This window comes from Nocardia cyriacigeorgica NBRC 100375 (genome assembly GCF_000308555.1).
GTDB classification, from domain to species: Bacteria; Actinomycetota; Actinomycetes; order Mycobacteriales; family Mycobacteriaceae; genus Nocardia; species Nocardia cyriacigeorgica.
Genome location: NZ_BAFY01000322.1, coordinates 23,269 through 38,729, shown reverse-complemented (window position 1 = coordinate 38,729; position 15,461 = coordinate 23,269). Strand labels below are relative to the sequence as shown.

15 protein-coding genes and 2 pseudogenes are annotated in these 15,461 nt (G+C 66.8%); 7 read left to right on the top strand and 10 right to left on the bottom strand.

Annotated features, from left to right (window positions below):
- Both RJ05_RS30410 and RJ05_RS27490 read right to left on the bottom strand, forming a co-directional pair.
- Positions 1-199, bottom strand: a 199-nt coding sequence (locus RJ05_RS30410; protein ID WP_162140660.1) for a pyridoxamine 5'-phosphate oxidase family protein, incomplete at its 3' end; no start/stop codon positions are given.
- Complete coding sequence (locus RJ05_RS27490) at positions 124-1,185, bottom strand: ribose-phosphate diphosphokinase (protein WP_211357658.1); 1,062 nt, start codon at positions 1,183-1,185, stop codon at positions 124-126. The genes RJ05_RS27490 and RJ05_RS30410, both read right to left, overlap by 76 nt.
- A gap of 207 nt (positions 1,186-1,392) precedes the next feature.
- On the opposite strand from RJ05_RS27490, the gene RJ05_RS27485 reads away from it, so the two are divergent.
- Positions 1,393-1,617, top strand: coding sequence for a hypothetical protein (locus RJ05_RS27485; protein WP_138445768.1), 225 nt, complete (start codon positions 1,393-1,395; stop codon positions 1,615-1,617).
- A 17-nt stretch (positions 1,618-1,634) separates the two neighbouring features.
- Here the strand turns inward: RJ05_RS27485 and RJ05_RS27480 are convergent, their stop codons facing one another.
- Both RJ05_RS27480 and RJ05_RS27475 read right to left on the bottom strand, forming a co-directional pair.
- The gene (locus RJ05_RS27480; RefSeq protein ID WP_036542594.1) at positions 1,635-2,555 is read right to left on the bottom strand and encodes a universal stress protein; all 921 of its coding nucleotides are present in this window, start codon (positions 2,553-2,555) and stop codon (positions 1,635-1,637) included.
- Between the two features lie 36 nt (positions 2,556-2,591).
- Positions 2,592-3,091 (bottom strand): annotated as a pseudogene (locus RJ05_RS27475) (pyridoxamine 5'-phosphate oxidase family protein).
- A gap of 335 nt (positions 3,092-3,426) precedes the next feature.
- Here RJ05_RS27475 and RJ05_RS27470 point away from each other — a divergent pair.
- On the top strand, positions 3,427-4,326 hold the full coding sequence (locus RJ05_RS27470) for a universal stress protein (RefSeq protein ID WP_036542592.1): 900 nt from the start codon (positions 3,427-3,429) through the stop codon (positions 4,324-4,326).
- A gap of 24 nt (positions 4,327-4,350) precedes the next feature.
- On the opposite strand, the gene RJ05_RS27465 is transcribed toward RJ05_RS27470, so the two are convergent.
- Complete coding sequence (locus RJ05_RS27465) at positions 4,351-5,319, bottom strand: Acg family FMN-binding oxidoreductase (protein ID WP_036542589.1); 969 nt, start codon at positions 5,317-5,319, stop codon at positions 4,351-4,353.
- 269 nt (positions 5,320-5,588) lie between these two features.
- Here RJ05_RS27465 and RJ05_RS27460 point away from each other — a divergent pair, with 269 nt between their 5' ends.
- Genes RJ05_RS27460 through RJ05_RS27450 form a run of 3 tightly spaced genes read left to right on the top strand, consistent with a single transcriptional unit; the run spans position 5,589 to position 7,277 of the window.
- Positions 5,589-6,032 carry a CBS domain-containing protein gene (locus tag RJ05_RS27460; protein ID WP_036542586.1) on the top strand — a complete coding sequence of 148 codons (444 nt, stop codon included), beginning with the start codon at positions 5,589-5,591 and terminating at the stop codon, positions 6,030-6,032.
- A gap of 44 nt (positions 6,033-6,076) precedes the next feature.
- Positions 6,077-6,727, top strand: coding sequence for a flavodoxin domain-containing protein (locus RJ05_RS27455; protein WP_249040594.1), 651 nt, complete (start codon positions 6,077-6,079; stop codon positions 6,725-6,727).
- A gap of 40 nt (positions 6,728-6,767) precedes the next feature.
- Positions 6,768-7,277 carry a DUF2267 domain-containing protein gene (locus RJ05_RS27450; protein WP_051016974.1) on the top strand — a complete coding sequence of 170 codons (510 nt, stop codon included), beginning with the start codon at positions 6,768-6,770 and terminating at the stop codon, positions 7,275-7,277.
- A 174-nt stretch (positions 7,278-7,451) separates the two neighbouring features.
- Here the strand turns inward: RJ05_RS27450 and RJ05_RS27445 are convergent, their stop codons facing one another.
- The gene (locus RJ05_RS27445; RefSeq protein WP_036542583.1) at positions 7,452-8,354 is read right to left on the bottom strand and encodes a universal stress protein; all 903 of its coding nucleotides are present in this window, start codon (positions 8,352-8,354) and stop codon (positions 7,452-7,454) included.
- A 42-nt stretch (positions 8,355-8,396) separates the two neighbouring features.
- The gene (locus tag RJ05_RS27440; RefSeq protein WP_138445767.1) at positions 8,397-8,990 is read right to left on the bottom strand and encodes an Rv1733c family protein; all 594 of its coding nucleotides are present in this window, start codon (positions 8,988-8,990) and stop codon (positions 8,397-8,399) included.
- A 223-nt stretch (positions 8,991-9,213) separates the two neighbouring features.
- Here RJ05_RS27440 and RJ05_RS27435 point away from each other — a divergent pair, with 223 nt between their 5' ends.
- Positions 9,214-10,116, top strand: a complete 903-nt coding sequence (locus RJ05_RS27435; RefSeq protein WP_036542577.1) for a universal stress protein — start codon at positions 9,214-9,216, stop codon at positions 10,114-10,116.
- 21 nt (positions 10,117-10,137) lie between these two features.
- Here RJ05_RS27435 and RJ05_RS27430 read toward each other — a convergent pair whose 3' ends face one another.
- Both RJ05_RS27430 and RJ05_RS27425 read right to left on the bottom strand, forming a co-directional pair.
- On the bottom strand, positions 10,138-11,115 hold the full coding sequence (locus tag RJ05_RS27430; protein WP_036542628.1) for a magnesium transporter: 978 nt from the start codon (positions 11,113-11,115) through the stop codon (positions 10,138-10,140).
- A gap of 55 nt (positions 11,116-11,170) precedes the next feature.
- Positions 11,171-12,151, bottom strand: coding sequence for an Acg family FMN-binding oxidoreductase (locus RJ05_RS27425; protein WP_036542574.1), 981 nt, complete (start codon positions 12,149-12,151; stop codon positions 11,171-11,173).
- A gap of 250 nt (positions 12,152-12,401) precedes the next feature.
- On the opposite strand from RJ05_RS27425, the gene RJ05_RS27420 reads away from it, so the two are divergent.
- On the top strand, positions 12,402-13,271 hold the full coding sequence (locus tag RJ05_RS27420) for a universal stress protein (protein WP_036542571.1): 870 nt from the start codon (positions 12,402-12,404) through the stop codon (positions 13,269-13,271).
- 462 nt (positions 13,272-13,733) lie between these two features.
- On the opposite strand, the pseudogene RJ05_RS27415 reads toward RJ05_RS27420, so the two are convergent.
- Positions 13,734-15,415 (bottom strand): annotated as a pseudogene (locus RJ05_RS27415) (SulP family inorganic anion transporter); the annotation flags it as partial.
- Between the last annotated feature and the right edge of the window lie 46 nt (positions 15,416-15,461).

The following is a 15,461-nucleotide window of genomic DNA, read 5'->3' as shown; positions in this document are numbered from 1 at the left end:
CATCCGACAACGCCGCGGACAGCTTCGTCCCTCGCGCGGATCGGAACACTATTGTTCCGTGATCGACCGCGTAGTTGAGGGGGAAAATGTCCGGATGGTCATCCACCCATACGGCGAGGCGGCCTACCTGCTCGGTGCGGAGTAGCGCCCAGCATTCGTTGACAGCGAGTTCCTTGACACTCGGGGTGTCGATTCCCATCTCTTCGCCTTCCTGTCGTGCACATCAGCCTGTCCGCTCATCCTCCCCCGACGCCCCGATTCACCGAGCGAAACGCGGGTTGTGGAGCGGCTCACCGCAGTGCAGCGCCGCGATCGCTTCCGCCAGGACCGGCGCGAGCGGACATACTTCGAACGGGCTTCCCGTCGCGCAAGGGACGACCGAGTCGGAGACAACGATGCGCCGCAGGCCGAGCCGTCGCAGGCGATCGCTTGCGCCGGGGGCCAGCGGGCCGTGTGTGGCCGCCACCGCGATGTCGGTAGCGTGTTGTGCAGCAGGGCGACGGTCGCTTCGATCGTGCCACCAGAGCAGATCATGTCGTCGACGACGACCACACGATGCCCCGCGATCTCGCCGAGCATCTCCCGGGCGCTGACCCGGTGTTCGTCCACACGGAATTTGCGCACCAGAGCGACCGATTCCCGCATGGTCTCGGCATAGCGTTCGGCCAGCGCTGCCGCCGCGAAGTCCGGTGCCACAACGACGGCTTCGGTCCATGCCGGCGCGATCCGCTCGGCCAATAGCGGCACAGCCGACACCACCTCCACCGGTACCGGGCATACCGCAGCCAACGCGGGTGTGTGAGGGTCCACGACCACGAGCCCGTCGGCTCCGGCATGCGCGATCGCGTCGGCGGCTACCTTGATCCCCACCGACTGGCCGGGCAGCTCCAGGCGATCTTGGCGCGCATAGCCGAAATACGGCACAACCGCCGTCACCCTGCCCGCACCGGCACGCCGGCAGGCATCGAGCAGCAGCAACAGCTCCATCAGGCGCTCCCCCACGGGTGGCGACGTCGATTGCACAACGAACACATCGCGACCACGAACCTGCTCGACCCTGGGTCGCAGCTCGCCATCGGGATAGCGGCCGACCACACTTTCGGTGACCGGGATGCCGAGGAACTCGCTTATGCCCGATGCCAGTGCTTTTCCCGCACTACCCGGCAGGACACATATCGAAGTCATGGTCGCGGGCTCCCTTCACTCTCGGGTGTGGTCGTCCATGCCGGCGGCACGGACCGCTCGACGGGCCGACCGGTCGCCACCCATCATGGTCTCGCGAAAGCAGCCGCCGCGAACACGTCTGGAAGCCGATAACGGGACCGTGGGAAGGCGTTGGTCGGCCGTCGCGCGATATGCTCGGTTCCGATCACCCGGAAGGCGGTGGTGTCGGTGCCGAAAGCCATCAAGATGCTCGCTGTCCTCGCTGTGTTCCTCATGGCGGCCGGAACCGTGTTCGTCGTCACGGTGGGAGTGGCTCTCGTGCTGACCGGCGGGCAGCTGACGGTCGAAGCCGTCGCCGCCGGCACGACGCTCGCCGTTCTTGCGACCACCATTCCCGCCGTGTGGTGGCACACCCGGGCAGCGCCCGAAGGCGAGCCGGGCGACTACCTGTAGGTGCCCGGTCGGCGGCCTCAGTCCGGGTGAACGACCATGACCGGGCAGTGCGCGTGCTGCATGAGGTAGTTACTCGTGGAACCGAGTAGCAGACCACGGAATCCGCCGCGTCCGCGACTGCCTACGACGACCAGTTGCGCGGACTTCGACCACTCCATCAAGTGGCTGCGCGGATCGGAAAGATGAACCTCACGGCCGACATCCACGTTCGGATACTTCTCCTGCCAGCCGGCCAGTCGCTCGGCCAGCAACGCCCGTTCGCCGGTTTCGAGGTCGGCCGTCGGGAGATCCAGGTACGATGCCCCGGCGAACACCCCGAGAGATAGGTCGCTCCACGCGTGGATGGCGACGAGCCCGGTTCCGCGTTCGGATGCCTCGCTGAAGGCCGCTTCGATGGCGGGCTCGCCCACCGAGCTGCCGTCCACACCGACGACGACGGGTCCGCTGTCGCGCACTACGTGCTGCGCGTGTGACTCACGGACGACAACGACACGTCCCCGACCGTGACTGGCCACGGCCAGCAGGGTCGAACCCAAATGCGCGAAAGTGCCGACGTTGGTACCGGCTCCGAGCACGGTCATGTACGCCTCATGCGACAGCTCGATGAGCAGGCGCGCGGGCTTGCTTTCCGACAGCTCGGTGACAATGTCGAGGTCCGGGTCGATGTCGGCGGCCACGCGGCCTGCCGAAGCCAAGACCTGTTCGCCGTTCCTGCGAACGTTCTCGGCGACCGGAGGCACGACCACGTCGTAGGCGGTGAGCATGGCGCTCGTCGCCTGAAAGTCGTACCCGTGGGCGATAACGAGGCGCCGCCCACGCGCTGAGGCCGTGCGGGCGGCCCATTCGACCGCACGAGTACTGGCGGCCGAGCCATCTGTTCCCACCACCACTGCGGCGGAGGCCAGAGAATGCAGATCATGAGCTGGTTGCGGGGCCATGGTGGCGTGCCTTCCGATCGGTGCGGTAATCCACGTTCAGTGTTGATCGAGTTCGCGATCTTCCCCAGGGACTTCGGACCCTACTTGGGAGGACCGGATGCCCTCCGGGTCGACGAGCTGGATCCCATTGACCAGAGTCGGTTCGATTTCGATCACATCGTCCATGGACAGACCGACCCATGGTTGAAGCAGCTCGTGATACCGGGCGAGGCGATCTCGGTCGGTCACGGGCCGGGCGGTTCCGGTGACCACCACCGACCATCCGGTTCGGCCGACCACATCGATGTCATCGGCTTGGTAGGCGACAACCATGATCGGGAAACTGTGCACTGCCGCCGAGAATTCAGACGTCAGCCGGGTGCGGACGACGACCACGCCACTGTCGACGATGTGGTTGACCGGCCGGATCGCGGGCAGCGCGTCCCGCGTGTACACCACCCGGCCGAACGGGCCGTCGCAAGCAGGGACAACGCGTGTTCGCGCTCCAGCTCGACGACTCTACGGGACGCGTCGTCGGCGATGATCGAATCGCTCATTCTGTTGTCCTTCCAGGCCCGGTGCGGCCGGCCCGAAGACCGACCGGTCGGCGATGCGTGATTCGAGCCGTCGTGCGGGCCAACAGGTTTATCGCCGATGTCCCGTGTGCCCGCTTCTGGTCTCTGCCGCCTCAACCGCTCCATATCACCAGCGGATCACTGACGCGGGTAGGGCCGGAAGTCGTAGCGGGCGAGGACGAATTACTCCGGTCGAGGTGATTGCAGAGCACGATGGCGGCAGCGCCGCACCGTGTTGAGCGCGAGTGCCGAAGGTCCTTGCCGGTCGGGTCCGCCTGCTCTGTCGGCTGTTGTCCTCCATGACGACGCTCGTAGGTATGAGCGACACCACCCTCGCAGCACTCATCCACGGCTCCGCCACGGCGACGAACTCACCGGTGGTGGTCGGAGTCGACGGATCTTCGACAGCGATCCGCGCGGCGCACTGGGCCGCCGTCGAGGCCGCAGCGCGGCAGGCCCCGTTACTACTGGTGCACGTGGCACGCCGGCATTCCTGTGCGCCCGAAGGCGTTGAATTGATCGAAGCGGCTCGGCAAGCCATCATCGACCGATGGGCACAGACTTCGCGCACGCCCGCACCGTCGATCACGGCGCTGACGTTACGGGGGGATCCCGCCGCGAAACTGATCGAGCTGTCGAAGACGTCCGCGCTGCTGGTGATCGGCAGTCGCGGCCGAGGCGCAGCGGCGCGGGCGTTGCTCGGGTCGGTAGCCACGGATCTGGCCGCTGGGTCGCAGTGCCCGGTTGCGGTGATCAGACCACTCCAGAGCGGCACGTCAGCGGTGGGACCGGTTCTTGTCGTTACAGATCCGGCGCTGGCCGGGTCACCGTGCACGATCGCGGCGGCATTCCGGGCGGCGGCCGATCGACACAGCGAGGTGTTGGCTGTCGACGTCGCCCGGCCGGCCACGACGGCTTCGTCAGCACGGTCCAATCGCCGTGTCGATAGCGTGATCGAGGAGCAACGTCACCGTCACCCCGCCGTTCCGGTTCGGGCTGTGACCTACCTCGGTCATCCGCGAACCGCGATCGAGAAGTTCAGTGTCACAGCACAACTGGTTGTCGTAGGCCGCAGCCGACGACAGCACTGGCCGCACCTGGCGGACTCCCTTCGTACCGCGCTGCGGCACACCCGGTGCGCGTTGCTGATCGTCCCCGAAGGTGCGGCGCAGGAGGCGACGAAGTCGCGGACCGCATTGGGTCTGGCAAGGCCGTGACTGGTGTCGGTCCGGGGATGACGGCTAGGGCCGACCGACGACCTCGAGGATCTCGTCGATGCTCCGTCGTGAGGTCCGAGGTGGCCGGGTCGCCAATGGCCGGCCGACCCTGATCAAGACCTGGGGATGGGTTTCGCAAGTGAGGTCGACGAGCATGCTCCGGGCGGCCGGAAGCTCCGTCATATGAGTCAGGGTGCAAGTGGACAGCTCCTGCACAGTGCATTCGAGTAATACCGCCGACAGTGCCGCCCCACAGTCGACCAGCGCGTCCGGAGAATCGTCGACGCTCGACAACATGAGCACCGTTGCCCCATCATCGACGTCGCTGCCCGAATCGGCAGTCCCGGCAGGAAACGTCCGACCGCTGGCCACGCGCGGCCGCTGCTGCGCGGTCGGCAGCGTCGACACCGGTATGCCGGGTTCTCCTTCGGATCCGGCGGTCCACCAGGCAAGCTCCGACTGATATCGCGGGTCGTAGCGACGAATGCCGGTTGCGACCTGCGAGATCTCGGCCAACTCGCGGCTGCGGCCTTCATCGAGGACCAGCAGGGAGGTGCAGTGGCGCCGACAGAGGTGGTCCAACACGACTTCGACCGCGGGCCAACCATCCGGGGCGGCCATCACCATTCTGTCGGTGTACCGAGCGTCTATCGCGGCGGCGAGCAATTGGTCCGGCTCCAGCGGCACACGGCGGCGTAACGGGCGCAGCGACGCGACGTGTGACCTGTCGATCGGTTCTGGGAATCGGGTGACCCGGACCTCCCAGCCGGCCGCCGCCCATGCCACGGTGGCGTGGTCGAGCATGACGCCGCAGGCGAGCATGCCTTGACGATTGAACGCATCGGTTGCAGGAAGAAGACGGTCGGCAGCAAGGAAGAGCTCGGCATCGGTCCCGTCCCAGCGCCAACGCCATGGCTGACTGTTGTGCAGAGACGGCGCCCGCGCGGCACGCGCCACCACCGAACGGACCGTCGGCAGATCGGGGCTGCTCATCACCTCACCTCTTCCGGCACAGCGATAACGCCACATGGCCCACCGTACAGGGTGTCACGACGGCGGCAGAACACCCTCATTCGAACGGCCGGCGTCGGTGTCGCCGAGGAACTCACCGAGGTGTGCAACGAGGGCCGTGCCGGGTCAGTCAGTCGATTCGATCGGAAGTGCCCCGGACTCGAGGACCATTTGCCCTGGTGGTGACGCCGCACATCACCAAAAGATGGTAGGAGACGAACACACCGATCCGGACCCGGGAGACCTTCACCATGACCACTACCGAGGCTGTCATGCATCCTGACGTCGCCTGCATTACCGTTCGCGACACGATGGAACTCGCGGCGCAGCGAATGCGCCAACTCGATGTCGGTGCGCTGCCGATCTGTGACGGTGAAGGACATCCCGTCGGGATCGTGACAGACCGCGACATCATCATCAAGGTCATCGCGCTCGGGGAGAACCCGAAAACCACCACCACGGGCGAGCTCGCCCAGGGAGACGACCTCCTGACAGTCGACGCCGCCACCGACATCGGCGAGGCACTGACGTTGATGGAGCAACACCAGATTCGCCGGCTGCCGGTTACCGACCGAGGAAAACTCGTCGGCATCATCACCGAAGCCGACCTTGCCCGCCAACTACCGGAACAGACGGTCGGGGAGTTCGTCGAGGCGGTGTGCGCACAGCATCTGCCGACGACGACCGAGACCTGACCAACACCATCGGATCGAGCCCCGCACACCACTCGATCGAGCCGATGGCGCTGGCCGATCAGGCGAACAAGGTCATTGGTCCCGGCGGCACGGGCATCATGGCTCTCCCACCGGGACTCGCTGAGGAGAAGTCTGAGGATATGGACAACACCACGCCCCAGATCGCCATCCTCTACGCGACGGACCAGGGATCGACCCGCGACATCGCCGAGTTCATCGCAGATGACCTGACCGGCCGAGGCGCTCGGGTAGCGCTGCACGACATCGAGCACGCACCGGACCTGTCGCGCTTCGAAGCGGTCGTCATCGGCAGCGCCATCCACGACATGGACCTGCTACCGGCGGCCTCGGCTTACATTCGGGCGCACAGCGATGAGCTATCGGCAGCCCGGGTGTGGCTGTTCAGCGTCGGGCTCGGCCCCGCGTTGCGCGGACCGGTCGGGCGGCGGCTCGGCCGAATCGTGCCGAAGAAGATCGCTGAGCTTCGCGACATGATCAGCCCAGTGGAGTACCAGGCTTTCGCAGGACGATACGAACGCGCCGGCGTCGGATGGAAAGCGCGCACCATCTACCGGCTGATGGGCGGCGCCCGATACGGGGACCTCCGCGACTGGGTGGCGATCCGCACATGGTCGGATCACGTCGCTCGTGCTGTCGGACTGCCACGAACTGCGACCAACACTGTTCACCCCTAGCCCGGATTGCCCACTGGCGCACGACGATAGGACCCTTCACGTGCACGACCACGACGACCCTCTCGCCCCCGCGATACACACCGCACACGAATGGCTCCGGACGGTGACGGAGGATTTGGGCACCTATGACCGTGCGTTCGCGCATCGGGTGATCCGTGCGTGGCTGCACAGCGTTCGCGACCGCCTCGGGGTGGCGACCGTCGCCCAGCTCGGCGCGCAGCTTCCGGAGGTGTTCCGGGGAATCCTCTACGAGGGCTGGAGGCCGACGCGGATCCTCGACCCCCATGACACCGATGGATTCCTCGCTCAGTTCTCCGCGGAGGCGGGAGTCACCACCGACGAAGCGGCGGCGCTGGCGGCAATCGCGACCGAGGCCTTTTCCGCCCTGTTCTCTGAGGGGCAGCTGGACAGGATGTTCGCCGAGCTTCCCCGTGCGTTGCGTGAACTCCTGCGCGGCGACCTACTCAGTGGGACGATGCACAATCATACGGCCGGGCCCCGAGCCCGCCGAACTGAACGAACCGCAAGCGAAGCAACCACCACGCCGTGAGGACAACCGGCGCGACGCGGGCCAGTCGGCTTACGTCGTGCCGGGCCGCAGGCCTGCCATCCCCCCTGCCCGTCCCCAGCCTGCGCGTGGAAACGCAACCGCGGTACGTGCCACTTTCACGCCCGACCTGTGAGTGGCCCGGGCATTCGAGGGCCGGCAATCGCGTCCGTCAGATCAGCGCGGTCTAACCACGACGACCGGGCACGCGACTGTGTGCAGTAATGCGTTGCTCGTCGAACCGAGCACCATGCTGGCGAACCCGCCGCGTCCGTGACTGCCGACGACGACCATTTGGGCATAGTCGGATTGGTCGTGCAACGCGTGGGTGGGGCGATTCGGAACGACAATTCTGCGCACGTCGACCTCTGGGTACTTCTCGGCGAAACCCGCGAGTCTTTCCGCCAGCACCGCCCGTTCGGACTCGCGCAGCGAGTCCCAGTCTCGCACGGGTAGATCCAGCGAGCTGATGTCGCTCCATGCGTGCAGCGCGACCAGCCCGACGTTGCGGCGAGCCGCTGCGTCGAACGCGTACTCGACTGCGGGCACGCTGTTCTCGGTGCCATCGACTCCGACGAGGATCGGTTTGCCGGCCGACACGGCATCGATAGCGGCGAAATCGTGGATCACAGCGACCGGGCAGTGGGCGTGCCTGGTCACGGCAGTGCTGACCGAACCGAGCAGCCCACGGCGAAATGCCCCCAGACCACGACTACCGACGACCAGAATCCGGGCGGTCTTGGAACGTTCCAACAGAGTCGGCACGACGAAATCGTTGGTCACCTCCGTCGTCACCGACAATCGTTGATCGTCGACTGCTCGACGAGCCACCCGCGCCGCTTCGGTCACGATTCGCTCGCCGTCGATGCGCAACCATTGCTGCTCACTCTCGGTGGGCTCGTAGCCTTCCCGCAACGCCGACGCCATTGCCAAGCCTGTTGACGTGAACAGGTGCAAGCGCACGCCGTGCAGCAGCGCTTCTGTCGCCGCCCACGCCGCGGCTTGGTAGGAACTATCCGAGCCATCGACCGCGGCGAGCACCGGTCGATCGCCGGACGGGCCGGGATTTCGAACAGACATGTGGTCCCTTTCTTCAGATCGTTCGCCGACCGGATCGACGCGCTATGACATGTCGCCGGTGACGGGTTTGTCGAATAGCGCCCACTCGCTGTCCCATTGCCGAGCGTGCCGGCGATCCGACACGGTCGACACGGCGCGGATGAATCCCAGTCCGAGTAGGCAGGCCGCTGTCATGACGAGTACCGCTGAGCCTATGCCGGCGAAAACTGCGGTAACGGGGCTACGCGGGGAATCGGTCGGCGCGCCGTCGTCATCGATCCAGACAGCGACCCGGTCACCGACGTCGGTGGCGCGCGGAACGGGAACGGTTGCTGTCAGGGTCCGGTCTCCTCGGTCCCAGCGGACCTGGGCTTCGAAGTCGTGCGCCTCGGTCCATTCCGGCTCGGTGAGCACAGTGGCTTCGACCGACGTGACGGCAGCATGCTGTGACCGGATCCGAACGACATCATCGGTATATACCTGGGTCCCGATCGTCAACGCTATCGGCACGGCGAGCAATATCGCGGCGAGCGCGACAGCACGAAGAGAAAACAAGGCGCGATCCGATGTGCGCAGCAGGGGGTTGGGATTCCACGGTCGTCCGCACCACCACATCGGGACCCGAGCGCGCGTCTGGCCACCTTCTTTGTCGGCCATGGACAGACCTCCCTCGAGACAGTCAACCGTTGTGCTGCATCGAGCTTCGCGCCGCGGTCCGGTCGCGCGACAGGGAAGGAAGTCACCTCAGGTAGGGACCTACCGGCACCATCTGAAGATCAGGAGGGCTTATGACCCACCCGGAGAGGACCTCCGCCCGGCGCGGACCGGCGTCTGCGCTGCATAGCCTGATGGTTCGTAGCAATCGTGGAAGGACCCTCCCATGCCCACGCGGGATTTCGATGATGAGCGTTGGCCGATCGTGGTCGGCGTCGACGGTTCCGGAGCCGGCGACCTCGCTGTGCGCTGGGCGGCGGAAGCAGCGGCCGCGCGAGACCGTCGACTGCGGATCGTGCACGCAGTCGATCTGGCCGCGGCGACGGCTGTACTCGAGCCGTATGACCTGATCGTTTCGCCCGTCCGCGAAGCCATGCGCGAGCACAGCGTCGATTGTCTGGCGGCCGCACAGCGCTTGGCCGAGTCCATCGACTCAGGGCTGAGAATCGACACCGCTTCCGTGGACGGTACGCCCGCGCGTGTGCTCATCGAGCAGTCCGCCACTGCGCACTTGACCGCCATCGGCGCGTGGGGGATCAGCGGCGGAGGTCTCCTCGGCTCGACAGTGCTATCCGTATGCGCGCATGCGCACGGCGCAGTCGTGGTCGTCCGAGATACCGGCACCGAACAGCAGACCCGTCATACGGGGCCGGTGGTCGTCGGGGTCGACGGCGGCGAATCCAGCCGCGCCGCCGTGGCCGCGGCCTTCTTCGAGGCCAACGAACGTCACTGCGAACTCGTCGTCGTCCATTGCTGGAGTGATCTGCGATTCGGGTGGTTCGCCGGCCTGCCCGACCGTATCTGCGATCGACGGGCGGAATCCGCGGCACAGGAGCTGGTGGCCCAGCAACTGGCCGGATGGGCAGACAAATATCCGGACGTGACCGTGAAATGCAGGCTCTATATGTCGGGACCGTGCCATCACTTGGTCGAATGGTCGAAATCGGCCCAGCTCGTGATCACCGGCAGTCGTGGTCGTGGCGGTTTCGCCGGTCTGCTTCTCGGTTCGACAAGCAACGCCCTGGTCCAGAGCGCGCACTGCCCAGTGATGGTCGTCCATCCCCGGTAACCGGGACCGGCGCGGACGTGGTCAACCCACGATGGCCGTGCTGAACGACAGATAGACCAGAATCGATAGGACGTCTTGCACCACTGTGGCCACAGGACCGGAACCGAACGCCGGATCGACTCCGAATTTCGACAACAGCCAGGGCAGCACCATCGCCACGGCCGCCGCTACCGAGCAGGCGGCCAACAACGACAGGGCGACGGCGAGAGACACCGCAGGCACGCCCCAGAACAGCAGGGTTGCGGGGTAGGCCGCGGCCGCGATCAGAGCGCCGATGAGCACGCCGGTGACGGCCTCGCGCCACACGATGCTGCGCACACCGACACCGACCGACATTCCGCGAATGACCAAGGCCTCGGTCTGGGTACCGACAGCATCTGCCAGGTAGACCACGCCCGGTATGAAGAAGGCCACCAGCACTTCACGCTGTAGCTGATTCTGGAAAGCGTCGACGACCCCGGCTGCCAGCATCGCGCCGACCAGGCCGAACAACAGCCACGGCAACCGGTGCCACAGCCGGCGGCCGACCCGCTCGGTTGTCGCGGATCGAGCGCCCGCGGTCGAGGCCGAATACCCCGACAGGCGGGCCACATCTTCGTCGTGTTCTTGCAGCAGTACCGAGAGCAGCCGCTGTGGCGGGATGAGACCCAGCCATCGGCCTTCGGAATCGACGACGCCCAGTCCGGCCTCGTTGTGGTGCAACGCTTTCCAGACCGCACGCTCTTGATCTTCGTGGCCGGCTACGACGGGTGGGTCCGGGTCCATCACCGCATTCACCCGAGTATCCGGATCGGAGGCCAGCAGCTCTTCGATGGTGATCAATCCGGCGAGCCGGGTACCAACGCAGACCGCGATCACCGACGCACTGGCGAACCGTTTGCCTTGTAGGCCGCTCAGCACCCGCCCGACAGTCTGTTCGGGGTGGGCGACCGGGACATCCCGGTGCGCGTGCGCGGCCGCCGAGGTCAGAAACGCGGGCGAGGAGCGAGGATCACTCACCCGGTCGAGGCCAGGGGCACCCGCCTCCGGTCGGCGGGCTTTGTTCATCGGCGGTTCAATCGACGTCGCGCGGGTACAGCAGTTCCGCGACCGGTCGGCGCGGCGTCGCGGGAATCGGCTCATTGCTGGTCGGCGCCCAGCCGACTCGGATGAACGCCTGTGGATAGCACGTTCCGCCGAGCATGTCCGACCGAACCTTCGCACGCTGGGCGGGGATCTCGAGCGGTTCGGTGAGCGCGCATGAGGCCAACCCGATGTTCGTTGCGGTGAGGAGCACGGCGCTCAAGGCCTCGCCGGCGCGCAAACGCGACACCCGGTCGTCGGCAGAGGTACCCAACATCAGCAGCTCGGCGTAATCGCGCTCTTCGGCGGGGTCGGCAAGTCCAGGCGCCGCGAACGCGCGAGCAGGAAGCTCATCGCCCGACCGCGTTATCGGGGCATTGCGTGCCGGTACACCATCCAGGCTGCCGTGCCTGCCCGACCAGAGGGCCAGCTCGAACCGGTACTCGGGGTCGGCGGCGTGGACGCGCGCCGCGGTGCGGGCGGCCGCCACCAGCAAGTCGCGGTCGCGGTCCCGCACGGGCCGCATGATCGCTCCCAACGCCGACGCCCGCTCGGACAGCAGCCCGTGGTATCCGGACGGGATCGGCCAGGAGGTGTAGTGGCGACGATCGGTCCGCCGGCGATGTATCGCTGCGCTCATCTCGATTTCGAGGCTGGTCGCCCGGTGAGCGACCAAGCTCACGGCTGCGAGGTGGTTCGGATCGTCCGGGTTCGGCAGTCGGTGGACGACCGTTGCCCAGCCCATCGCTGCGAAAGCGACCGACAGATGGTGCAGGGCAGCTCCGCAGCTGAGAATCAGATCGCGCTGGTCGGGGTCTGTCGTCGGAAGCGCCCGCGCCTCGTCCAGATACAGGTGGACACTTCGATCGGCGATGCGCCAGCGCCAAGGCTGGACGTTGTGCACCGACGGCGCGCGGCCGGCGAGCGCGAGTACCGCCTCAACGGTGTTGTCGTCAGGCAATCCGCGGTCCATGATGTCCGTCCTTCATCCGATGTGTTGTCTCCACCGTGGCACTGCGGGATTCACCCGGTAAGGGCATGAGGGCCCATCCTGCGGTGACTTCGGACAGCTGTGGACAGAAAGACCCGAAACCCGGAGAGGTGGTGCACGCGTCGCCATTGGTCCTCGATCGCGGTGACCAAGGACCGGCGCGATCACCGGATTTCCTGCCTAACCTTCGAGTATCAGGCGGAAGGGCCGCACGGGACAGAAAGGCCAGCGCATGTCCGTACTCACGAATCCACCGGTAGTTGTCGGCGCCGACGGTTCCGAGCAGTCGCTCGTCGCCGTCCGCTGGGCGGCCGAGTACGCGGCGCGCCACCACGCGCGGCTGGAGTTGATCTACGCGATCGGTACGCCCGTCGATTTCGTGCCCGGCCTATCCGGGCCACCGCTGGACTACGACGGCCTCCGCAAGCATGGTGAGACGGTACTCGCCGCTGCGGCCGACATCGCCACCGAAGCCGCCGCGGCGACCGCTTCGATCGAAGTCACGACCGTGGTCGTCGGTGCGGATCCGATCCCGGTGTTACGAGACCGAGGCAGTTCGGCCCGGCTCTTGGTCGTCGGGAGCCGAGGGCTTGGTGCCTTCCGGCGCACCCTGCTCGGCTCGGTCAGCACGGCGCTGGCCAGGCACGCTACCTGTCCGGTCGCCGTCATCCCCGACGATTCCCGCGAGTGGCGCGGCCCGGTCGTCGTCGGCGTCGACGGGTCCGAGTGCAGCGCCCGCGCTATTGCGATCGCGTTCGAAGAGGCGTCATCTCGCGGCGCCGGCGTCATCGCCGTGCACGCCTGGTCGGAATTCAACCGATACGACCCTCGCCCCGATATGCAGACCCAGGGCGAAGCGCTGCTCTCGGAGAGCATCGCCGGCTACCGGGAGAAGTACCCCGACGTGCGTGTCAAACAGGTGGTGGTGGAAGACCGCCCCGCCCGCGCACTACTCCGCGCGGCGGAATCGGCCCAGCTGATCGTCCTCGGTAGTCACGGACGCGGCGGGTTCGCCGGGATGACGCTCGGATCGGTCAGCCAAGCAGTGCTGCACACCGCTGAATGCCCGCTGATCATCGCCCGCGACCCCGGGAGCCAGTGAGCCGTGTGCGCCGGCAACGCACGCGCCCCCTACGCAGCAAGACCACGGAGACAACAAGTGACTGTTCCTCTTCCGCACCACCGCCGCGGTAGACCGGCGGCCGCCGCCGATGCCGGCACACCGCCGGATCCCGCGGCTCCACTCGGTGCGCCGACGATGGTCATCGCTGTGCTCATGCTCGCGACGGCGGTCGGTGCGTCTGGCGAGATCCGTGGGTGGGCTACCGACTACGGCCGACCACTCGTCTACCTGGCGGTCGCGCTATACCTCGCCATCGCGCTGCGGCTGCTGTGGTGGGGCGCCGGCGTCCGCAGGTCCGGCCATACCGGGTCCGGGTCCGGTCGCTCGAGCGCCGGCCCTGGCGCCTCGCCCCGCTGAGCTTTGTCCGGCCGTCCGGCCGGGCTGTGCGGCCGCACGACGCTGCCCGTCGTTGATGAGTGGTTCCCGCGGGTCTTTGCCCAGCTCGGCACGGTACGCAGCCACTGCGGTCGGGAGAGTGGGGTACAGCCGCTCCGCACCGATCAAGTCGGTGAGCCCGGCTGCGTCGAGGTCGTCTCGTAGGTCCTGCTTCACCCGAGCCATCGCAAAACACACTCCACGCGAACGCAATTCACGGCAAAGCGCATCGACGGCATCCATAGCCGTCAGGTCGACCTCGACGTTGGCCTCGGCATTGAGCACGAACCAGCGCACCGGTTCCCCCGCACGGGTGGCCTGCTGGTCGATGGCCTCGAGCGCGCGGCGCCGGAAATCCTCGGCGTTCGCAAAGCACAGCGGAGCGTCGTAGCGGTAGATCAGAAGGCCTGGCACGGGCTCGGCTTGGGGATAGTCGTCGATATCGTGCATCCCCGGCACGCCGGGTACGAATCCGAGGATGGCGTCATGGGCGCGCGCCACCCTGCGGAGCAGGTCGAAGATCGACAACCCGATGGCAATCAGGACACCGTAGAGCACACCGAGGACGAGGACCGCGATCAGCGTGGCCAGCGCCAACAGCAGTTCACTGCGGCGGAAGCGGCCGATGCGCCGAAACTCGGGCACGTCCACCAGTCGGATCGCGGCGTACACCACCAACGCTCCGAGCGCGGCGGTCGGAAATGCCGACAACACTCCCCTGGCGCCGATCAGAACCACCACCACAGCCGTCAGCGCGGTGATCGAATACATCTGAGTCTTGGCATTCATCGAATCGGCGATCGTTGTGCGGCTACCACTGCAGCTCACCGGAAAAATCCATGCAGAGCACCCGCAGCCAGGTTGGTGACTCCCAAGGCCGCCAGCTCGGTGTTGGCCTGGATATGCCGGCCGTGCCGAGCGGCGAAGGCGCGGGCAGTGAGCGCATTGTCGGAGAACCCCACGACGGCGATGCCGACTGCCGGAAGGATCAGCTGCGCCAGGTCCGAGGCAGCGACTCCCGCGAAGCCGGGAACGGGGATACCCGCCGGCACCGAACCGACCGTCGCGATGCCGTGGTCCGACAACGAGAACACCACGACCACCATCGAGGCCAACAGAACCGCGAGTAGCGGGCCGGGCACGCGCGGCGCCCATCGTGCGATCAGCAGCAGGCCGACCAGCACAGCTGCTGCCAGCACAGTTGTCGGCCACTGCAGTGCGGATAGATTCGCGCCGAAGGACCGCAGCTGCGCGGGGATGGTCTCGCCGTCGACCGGTACTCCGGTCACCGAGCCGAGTTGGCCGACGATCATGATGCCCGCGGTCCCCGCCAGGTAGCCGACCAGCACCGGTTTGGACAACAAATCCGCGAGCACGCCCAACCTGGCGGTCGCACCCACCAGGCACAGGATGCCGACCACGACCGCGAGAGCTGCCGCCAACGCTGCGTATCGGCTCGGGTCCCCGGCGGCCAGCGGTGCCAGCGCGACAGCGGTCATCAGCGCGGTGGTCGACTCTGGGCCCACCGACAGCTGCCGCGAGGTGCCCAGCAGCGCATAGACCGCCAGCGGCCCGATCACAGCCCACAGCCCCACGACCGGCGGCAGTCCCGCCACCGTCGCATAGGCCATCACTTGCGGCACGAGATAGGCGGCGACGGTGATTCCGGCCAGTACGTCGGTGCGCAGCCAGCCACGCTGATAATGCTGGAGCTGTTCCAGACCGGGAAGCAGACGCGTCGCCCTCATTTCAGCATTGTCCGACCGCGCCGCCATCGGCGCATCTGCCGATCTG